This is a genomic window from Mycobacterium sp., assembly GCF_049280035.1.
Taxonomy (GTDB): Bacteria; Actinomycetota; Actinomycetes; order Mycobacteriales; family Mycobacteriaceae; genus Mycobacterium.
Genome location: NZ_JBAPPI010000670.1, coordinates 1 through 7,503 on the forward strand (window position 1 = coordinate 1; position 7,503 = coordinate 7,503).

Genomic DNA, 7,503 nt, shown 5'->3' on the forward strand with positions numbered 1-7,503 from the left:
GTGAGACGGCGGGCTTCGCGCGCAGCCGCCCCGACCGGCGGTGAGGCAGCGTCCACCACGGTCCGGGTCGACGCACCGCCCGAACCGGTCAAGCGGAGAGCCACGCCGCTCGGTCCGCCGCCACGGCGTCCCGCACATCGCCGGCTGGTGGGATGGATCGCGCTGGCGGCCGGATTGGTCGGGATCGCTGTGTTGGCCGGCAGCCTGGGGTTCGCGATTAACCAGCAGCGCCAGGCAGACGCGAAGCAGGCGCGCGACCAGCGCTTCGTCGACACGGCCAGCCAGACCGTGGTCAACATGTTCAGCTACACGCCCGACACCATCGACCAGAGTGTGTCCCGGTTCGTCGACGGCACCAGCGGGCCGTTGCGCGGCATGCTCAGCTCGAACAACAACGTCGAGAACATCAAAGCGCTATTCCGTCACACCGACGCGACATCGGAGGCGGTCATCAACGGCGCCGCGCTGGAGGGCATCGACAACGTCACCGACAATGCCTCGGTACTGGTGTCGGTGCGGGTGACCGTGACCGACATGAACGGTGTCAACAAACCGTCCGAGCCCTACCGGATGCGCGTCATCGTGCACGAGGACGACAACGGGCGAATGACCGGCTATGACCTGAAGTATCCGGACGGGGGCAATTGATGCGGTGGTTGATCGCCGCCACCGTCAGCTTGCTGACCACCGCCTTCGTCGGGTCAGCCGCGGCCGGCGGCTGGTTCTATTGGGAACGGGTGGAAACCCGCGGTGAGCAATCGGCGCGGGCGGTGCTCCCGCCGTTGGCCGCCAAGGAAATCCCGCAGGTATTCGCCTATGACTACCAGACCGTCGAGCGCAGCCTCGATGCCGCATATCCGCTACTCACACCGAGCTATCGCCATGAGTTCCAGAAGAGTGCCACCCAGCAGATCATCCCAGAGGCTAAGAAGCGCGAGGTGGTCGTACAGGCGAACGTCGTCGGCGTGGGAGTCATGGCAGCCCAACGCAATTCGGCGTCGGTGATGGTCTACATGAACCGCACGGTGACCGACAAGTCGCGGGAGCCGCTCTACGACGGCAGCCGGTTGCGGGTCGACTACCAGCGGGTCGGCGGCAAGTGGCTGATCAACTACATCACGCCGATCTAGTCGTTAGCGGCACTGGCCAATCTCGTTGCAGTCCAACGGGTAACGCTCAACCGGATTGGGCAGCGGTCCCTGGAACGCCAGCGTGAACGGTGTCTTCGTCATGCCAGGCTGCAGGCCGCAGACGTCGCCATGAATGCTGGTGTGCGTGCCGGTCAGTGACACGTCGTCGAACGCGTAAGTGTCCATCGACGGCGCGGTGGTGCCATCCGGACACACCACACCGTTGGACTTGCCAATCTGGAAAGTCCACAGATCGCTCGTCAACCGGGCCCGGCCGTTGTAGTTGACTAGCTTCTCCTGACGGCTGATCACCCGGGCGGTCGTGCTGTTGACGTTCAGCGCGCAGAGGTCCGCGGCAATGACCGGGTCGGTGAAGTCGGGGATGGCTCGCTGGCGGGATGGGGCATCGCACAGCGCCACGATCTTCCACGTCGCGGCGGGCGCCCCTGCTTCGCTGAAGCTGTATAAGCCGTCCGGTGGTGGTCCGAGCGCTTGGGCCGGGCTCGCTGTTCCGAGAGCCAAGAGGCCCATGACAGCGGCGGCGGTCAGGCCGCGGGAGGCACTAGTCATCTTCGCGGTCCCTTCCGGCTAGGTGTAGAAGAGTATTGCAGCGCAACGGCAACCGCACCATCGATTCAGCCCTTATGCGGATGCGCCTCGCCTAGCGCCTCGAGGAACGACCGAGCCCAACGATCGACGTCGTGGACGAGTACCTGGCGTCGCAATGCCCGCATCCGGCGACGTCCCTCCTCGACCGGCTGATTGAGCGCTGCCTCGATCGCGTCTTTGACGCCTTCGGTGTCGTGCGGATTCACCAGGTAGGCCTGCCGGAGTTCGGCTGCCGCACCGGTGAATTCGCTGAGCACCAGTGCACCGCCGAGATCGCTGCGGCACGCGACGTACTCCTTGGCCACCAGGTTCATCCCGTCCCGCAGCGGGGTGACCAGCATGACGTCGCTGGCGACAAAGAACGCGACTAGTTCATTACGGGGAACCGGGCGATGCAGGTAATGCACCACCGGATGGCCGACCTCGCCGTATTCGCCGTTGATGTGGCCGACCTGGCGTTCGATATCGTTGCGCAGCACCTGGTAGCTCTCCACCCGCTCACGGCTGGGCGTAGCGAGCTGGACCAGCACGGTGTCGTCGCCCTTGACGCGGCCCTCCGCGAGCAGCTCGGCGAACGCCTTGAGCCGCACATCGATGCCTTTGGTGTAGTCGAGCCGGTCGACGCCAAGCAGGACCTTGCGGGGGTTGCCGATCTCGGCACGGATTTCTTCGGCCCGCTTGCGGATGTTGCGGTCATGGCCCATTTGGTCGAGCTCGCTGGAGTAGATGGAGATGGGGAAGGCGCCCACCCGCACAGTGCGCCCGTTGAGATCCACCTCACCGAGTCGCGACCGCACACCGACCGAACCGCGGGAGGTGCTCGCGCCTATCAGGCGCCGCGACAGAATCAGGAAGTTCTGGGCACCGCCGGCCAGCTGGAAGCCCACCAAGTCTGCGCCGAGCAATCCTTCCACGATCTCGGTGCGCCAGGGCAGCTGCATGAACAGCTCGACCGGCGGAAACGGGATGTGCAAAAAGAAGCCGATGGTCAAATCAGGCCGCAGTTCGCGCAGCATCGCAGGCACCAGCTGCAACTGGTAGTCCTGCACCCAGACCGTCGCCCCCTTTGCAGCGGCGCGTGAGGCCGCCTCGGCGAACCTGCGGTTGACGTCAACGTAGCGATCCCACCATTCCCGGTGGTACATCGGTTTGACGATGACGTCGTGATACAGCGGCCACAGCGTGGCGTTGGAGAATCCCTCGTAGTATTCGGCGACGTCGTCGGCGGACAGGCGTACCGGGTGAAGCCGCAGCTCCTCGGCCTCGATGGGCTCCTCGTCGGCATCGACAATCCCCGGCCACCCGACCCAGGCCCCTTGGCGACGCCGAAGCAGCGGCTCTAAGGCCGTAACCAACCCGCCGGGGCTGCGCTTCCAGGTGGTACTGCCGTCGGGCAGCCGCTCCATGTCGATCGGCAGCCGGTTGGCGACCACCACGAAGTCGGACTCCCCGGCGGCAGATTCCTTCGAGCCCTTGCCTCCCGCGGGGGGCATTTACACCTCGATTTTTGCCGGCCCAATACCGAGCATCGACAAGAAGACGCGGCATTCGTCGGCGTCGTCCGCGTAGGCCGCTACTACGCGCCTGGCCTGGCTTGCGGTGGTGTCGGTCAGCGGTTCCACATCTTCGATTTCGTGAGGATCAGGTTTAGCGGGCATGACATAACTGTAGGCGACGTGCGTAATCAGCCGCAGCCCGCCGACGGATGCGTTACGGGCTGGCCGTAATGTGTAAGGCCTCACCCCGCGACGATACGGCCCGAGGTGGGGTTCCCCGCTTGCGGGGGAGAGCGGGGCATACAGGCACAGCGAGGCAAGTGAGGTGGCTAATGGCAGTCCCCAACGAGGTGGGCACCAGCGCGGTTGACGCGAAGCCCGAGGAGCTGGTGGCCTACGAAACGCTCGACGACGGCCGCATCGCCCGGATCTGGCTCAACCGGCCGGACGCGCACAACGCGCAGAGCCGCGGCTTGCTGGTTCAACTCGATGAGGCGTTCCTGCGGGCCGAGGCCGACGACGACGTTCGGGTGGTGATCTTGGCTGCGCGCGGTAGGAATTTCTCCGCCGGTCACGACCTGGGTTCGGAGTTGGCATTGGCCGAGCGGGCACCCGGACCGGACCAGCTGCCGAGCTTCCGGATAAACGGCGCCAAACGCGATGCCGTCGCGGAGAAAACCTACCTTCAGGAATGGCATTACTTCTTCCAAAACACCTGCCGTTGGCGCGATTTGCGGAAGATCACCATCGCCCAGGTACAGGGCAACGCGATCTCCGCGGGCTTGATGCTGATCTGGGCGTGCGACCTGATCGTCGCCGCCGACAATGCGAAGTTCAGCGACGTGGTCGGTGTCCGGATGGGCATGCCTGGCGTCGAATACTACGCTCATCCTTGGGAATTCGGCCCGCGCAAAGCCAAAGAGCTGCTGCTGACCGGTGATTCGCTGGACGCCGACGAGGCTTACCGGCTCGGCATGGTATCCAAGGTCTTTCCGCTTGACGAACTCGAGGCCAAGACTCTGGAGTTCGCGCGGCGCATTGCCGAGCGGCCGACGATGGCAGGGCTGCTGATCAAGGATTCGGTCAACGCGGCGTCGGACGCGATGGGTTTCACCGAGGCGTTGCGCCACGCCTTCCATATTCACGAGCTGGGCCATGCCCACTGGGCGGCGCACAACGAGAACAGGTACCCGGTCGGACTGCCGCCCGATGTCGAGGACTGGCGCACGGCAAAGCCCACGAAAGTGGCCCGCCGCGATACTCCGTAGCGGGGCCTCAGCTCGAGCGCCACGCTAGCGTGACGCTCGACGGCCAGGGCCACGCTAGCGTGACGCTCGACAAAAAGTGATAGGGGCTGGCGTGCAGCTTTCGTTCGAAGACCGGACTTACCTGGTTACTGGTGGTGGCAGTGGAATCGGCAAGGGGGTGGCCGCCGGGCTGGTAGCCGCCGGGGCCGCGGTGATGATCATCGGTCGCAACGCCGATCGGCTGCTGGCCGCCGTCGAGGAGATCGAGGCGGGCAAGTCGGGCGGTGGCGCGATCAGATATGAGCCGGCCGATGTCACCAACGAAGAGGAGGTCGCGCGAGCCGTCGATGCCGTGACGGCGTGGCATGGCCGGCTGCACGGCGTGGTGCATTGTGCGGGCGGATCGCAGACCATCGGGCCGATCACCCAGATCGACTCGGAGGCCTGGCGGCGCACGGTCGATCTCAACATCAACGGCACCATGTACGTGCTCAAACATGCCGCCCGCGAACTGGTGCGCGGGGGAGGCGGGTCGTTCGTCGGCATTTCGTCGATCGCAGCCAGCAACACCCACCGCTGGTTCGGCGCCTACGGGGTCACCAAGTCGGGCATCGACCACCTGATGCAGTTGGCCGCCGACGAACTCGGCCCGTCCTGGGTCCGGGTCAACGGTATCCGTCCCGGCCTGATTCGGACCGACCTGGTCACTGCGATCACCGACTCGCCGCAACTGTCCGAGGACTACCGGATCTGCACACCGCTGCCGCGGGTCGGTGAGGTCGAAGACATCGCTAACACGGCGATGTTTTTGCTCAGCGACGCGGCGAGTTGGATCACCGGCCAAATCATCAACGTCGACGGCGGGCACCTGCTGCGACGCGGCCCGGACTTCACCGCGATGCTGGAACCCGTGTTCGGCGCCGACGGGCTAAGAGGAGTGGTCTGACGCCCACGCCAAACCTGTCCACTGACCGGGACGGCGCCCCGCCGCGGGGCTATCGCCGGTTCATCATCGAGGCGTTGGAATTTTGTCGCCGGCGCAAGACAGGAAGACAGCATGGCCCGACGGGTAATCGACAATATCAGGGAGATCGCCGACCAGCTGCGCGGTCAGGCCCCCGAGGCCGAGCGCATCGGCCGACTGCCTGACGACACCGCGAAGTTACTCAAGGCGGCCGGGCCGATCAAGCTGCTGCAGCCCAAGCAGTACGGTGGGTTCGAAGCTCACCCAAGGGAATTCGCCGAGACGGTGATGGCCGTGGCGTCCCTGGACGGCGCGGCGGGATGGATCTGCGGGGTAGTGGGCGTGCACCCTTGGCAGCTGGCATTCGCCAACGCAGGAGTACGCGAAGAGGTCTGGGGCACCGACGACAACACCTGGATGGCTTCACCGTATGCGCCTACCGGCATCGCCGTCCCGACCGACGGCGGCTACGTCTTCAACGGCCGCTGGCAATTCAGCTCCGGCACCGACCACTGCGACTGGATTTTCCTCGGCGCCATGCTGGCCAATCCCGACGGGAGCATCGCCGACCCGCCGAGCATGCTGCACATGATCCTGCCCCGCAGCGACTACCAGATTGTCGAAGACTCCTGGAATGTGGTGGGGCTGAAGGGAACCGGCTCTAAAGACATCATCGTCCGCGACGCATTTGTGCCGTCCTACCGGGTCATGAACGGCGACCAGGTCATCGACGGCACCGCGCAGAAGGAAGCCGGTGTCAGTGAAGCGCTTTACAAGATGCCGTGGTCGAATATGTTCCCGCTTGGCATCACCGCCGCGGTGATCGGCATCTCCGAAGGAGCGCTGGCCGCCCACCTTGACTACCAGCGTGGCCGGGTAGGCGCGCAGGGCACCGCGATCAAGGATGATCCGTATGTGTTGTTCGCGATCGCCGAAGCGGCCTCCGACATCAACGCCGCGCGCCAGGAGTTGCTGGCGAATGTCGACAAGATGTGGGACATCGTGGAATCCGGCAGGGACGTGTCATTCGAGGAGCGCGCCATTGGCCGGCGCACCCAGATCCGAGCCGCATGGCGGGCGGTGATGGCCGTCGACCAGATCTTCGCGCGCTCGGGCGGCAACGCGCTGCGGATGGACAAACCGTTGCAGCGCTTCTGGCGTGACGCACACGCCGGGCTCAACCATGCGATCCATGTGCCGAGCACCGTCTACCACGCCGCCGCGTTGAGTTCGATGGGACTCGAGCCCGCCGACCCGTTGCGGGCGATGATCTGAACCGACATGACCGATATCAAAAGCCTGGGCTACATCACGATCCAGACCAGCGACATCGACCGCTGGCGCACCTTCGCGTTCGACGTGCTTGGCTTCGCGCAGGGCAGCGGACCCGACTCGCCCGAACAAAAAGACACGCTCTACTTGCGGATGGACGAGCGTTTCGCACGCATCATCGTCGTCCCCGGCGATACCGACCAAGTCGCGCATATCGGCTGGGAGGTACGCGACGGGGCTGCGCTGCAACGGGTTCGGGAGTCGCTGGAGCGCGGCGGTGTCGCCGTCAAACCGCTGTCGGTCGAGGAGGCCGACGCGCGGCGGGTCGAGGAGGTCATCTCGTTCACCGATCCAACCGGCACCACGACCGAGGTGTTCTTCGGTCCGGCACTTGACCACAGCCCGGTGGTGACGCCCTTCGGCGCGACGTTCGTGACCGGTACGCAAGGCCTGGGCCATGTGGTGTTGCCGACGATGGACCCGGCCGGCACCTTCGCGTTCTATTCCGAGGTGCTGGGTTTCAAGCCGCGTGGCGCAATGCGACTGCCCGCACCACCTGAGTTCGGCCCGCTGCGGATCCGGTTCTTCGGTGTCAACGAACGCCACCACAGCCTGGCGTTGTGTCCTGCGCCGCACGGCGGGGCGCCGGGCCTGGTGCACATCATGGTCGAGGTCGACTCCCTGGACGCCGTCGGCCGAGCACTGGATCGCGTTGCGCAGAAGGGTTTTCCGTTATCCTCGACGCTCGGTCGGCACACCAACGACAAGATGATCTCGTTCTACGT

General features: G+C 65.2%; 9 protein-coding genes. 6 read left to right on the plus strand and 3 right to left on the minus strand.

Annotation, left to right across the window (positions count from 1 at the left end):
• Both WAN71_RS21565 and WAN71_RS21570 read left to right on the plus strand, forming a co-directional pair.
• Nucleotides 1-648, plus strand: a complete 648-nt coding sequence (locus WAN71_RS21565; RefSeq protein WP_422227278.1) for a mammalian cell entry protein — start codon at nucleotides 1-3, stop codon at nucleotides 646-648.
• Nucleotides 648-1,130, plus strand: a complete 483-nt coding sequence (locus tag WAN71_RS21570; RefSeq protein WP_422227279.1) for a mammalian cell entry protein — start codon at nucleotides 648-650, stop codon at nucleotides 1,128-1,130. The genes WAN71_RS21565 and WAN71_RS21570 overlap by 1 nt, the downstream gene beginning before the upstream one ends.
• A 3-nt stretch (nucleotides 1,131-1,133) precedes the next feature.
• Here WAN71_RS21570 and WAN71_RS21575 read toward each other — a convergent pair whose 3' ends face one another.
• The 3 genes from WAN71_RS21575 to WAN71_RS21585 all read right to left on the minus strand — a co-directional run bounded on the left by WAN71_RS21575 (nucleotide 1,134) and on the right by WAN71_RS21585 (nucleotide 3,397).
• Entirely contained in the window at nucleotides 1,134-1,700 is a 567-nt protein-coding gene (locus tag WAN71_RS21575) for a hypothetical protein (RefSeq protein WP_422227280.1), read from the minus strand.
• 65 nt (nucleotides 1,701-1,765) lie between these two features.
• Nucleotides 1,766-3,232 carry an alpha,alpha-trehalose-phosphate synthase (UDP-forming) gene (locus tag WAN71_RS21580; protein ID WP_422227281.1) on the minus strand — a complete coding sequence of 489 codons (1,467 nt, stop codon included), beginning with the start codon at nucleotides 3,230-3,232 and terminating at the stop codon, nucleotides 1,766-1,768.
• Nucleotides 3,233-3,397 (minus strand): hypothetical protein, encoded by a 165-nt coding sequence (locus WAN71_RS21585; protein ID WP_422227282.1) that lies wholly within the window; start codon nucleotides 3,395-3,397, stop codon nucleotides 3,233-3,235. It abuts the gene before it with no gap.
• Nucleotides 3,398-3,567: 170 nt separating this feature from the next.
• Between WAN71_RS21585 and WAN71_RS21590 the strand changes: the two genes are divergently transcribed.
• The 4 genes from WAN71_RS21590 to WAN71_RS21605 form a co-directional block, all read left to right on the plus strand.
• Complete coding sequence (locus WAN71_RS21590) at nucleotides 3,568-4,503, plus strand: enoyl-CoA hydratase (protein ID WP_422227283.1); 936 nt, start codon at nucleotides 3,568-3,570, stop codon at nucleotides 4,501-4,503.
• A gap of 91 nt (nucleotides 4,504-4,594) precedes the next feature.
• On the plus strand, nucleotides 4,595-5,428 hold the full coding sequence (locus WAN71_RS21595) for an SDR family oxidoreductase (RefSeq protein WP_422227284.1): 834 nt from the start codon (nucleotides 4,595-4,597) through the stop codon (nucleotides 5,426-5,428).
• Nucleotides 5,429-5,539: 111 nt separating this feature from the next.
• Complete coding sequence (locus WAN71_RS21600; protein WP_422227285.1) at nucleotides 5,540-6,721, plus strand: hydroxylase; 1,182 nt, start codon at nucleotides 5,540-5,542, stop codon at nucleotides 6,719-6,721.
• Between the two features lie 6 nt (nucleotides 6,722-6,727).
• Nucleotides 6,728-7,503, plus strand: a 776-nt coding sequence (locus tag WAN71_RS21605) for a VOC family protein (RefSeq protein ID WP_422227286.1), incomplete at its 3' end; no start/stop codon positions are given.

Coding starts and splice junctions, on each gene's coding strand:
- WAN71_RS21600 (WP_422227285.1), top strand. CDS start 5,540: ATGGCCCGACGGGTAATCGACAATATCAGGGAGATCGCCGACCAGCTG.
- WAN71_RS21575 (WP_422227280.1), bottom strand. CDS start 1,700: ATGACTAGTGCCTCCCGCGGCCTGACCGCCGCCGCTGTCATGGGCCTC.
- WAN71_RS21570 (WP_422227279.1), top strand. CDS start 648: ATGCGGTGGTTGATCGCCGCCACCGTCAGCTTGCTGACCACCGCCTTC.
- WAN71_RS21590 (WP_422227283.1), top strand. CDS start 3,568: ATGGCAGTCCCCAACGAGGTGGGCACCAGCGCGGTTGACGCGAAGCCC.
- WAN71_RS21580 (WP_422227281.1), bottom strand. CDS start 3,232: ATGCCCCCCGCGGGAGGCAAGGGCTCGAAGGAATCTGCCGCCGGGGAG.
- WAN71_RS21585 (WP_422227282.1), bottom strand. CDS start 3,397: ATGCCCGCTAAACCTGATCCTCACGAAATCGAAGATGTGGAACCGCTG.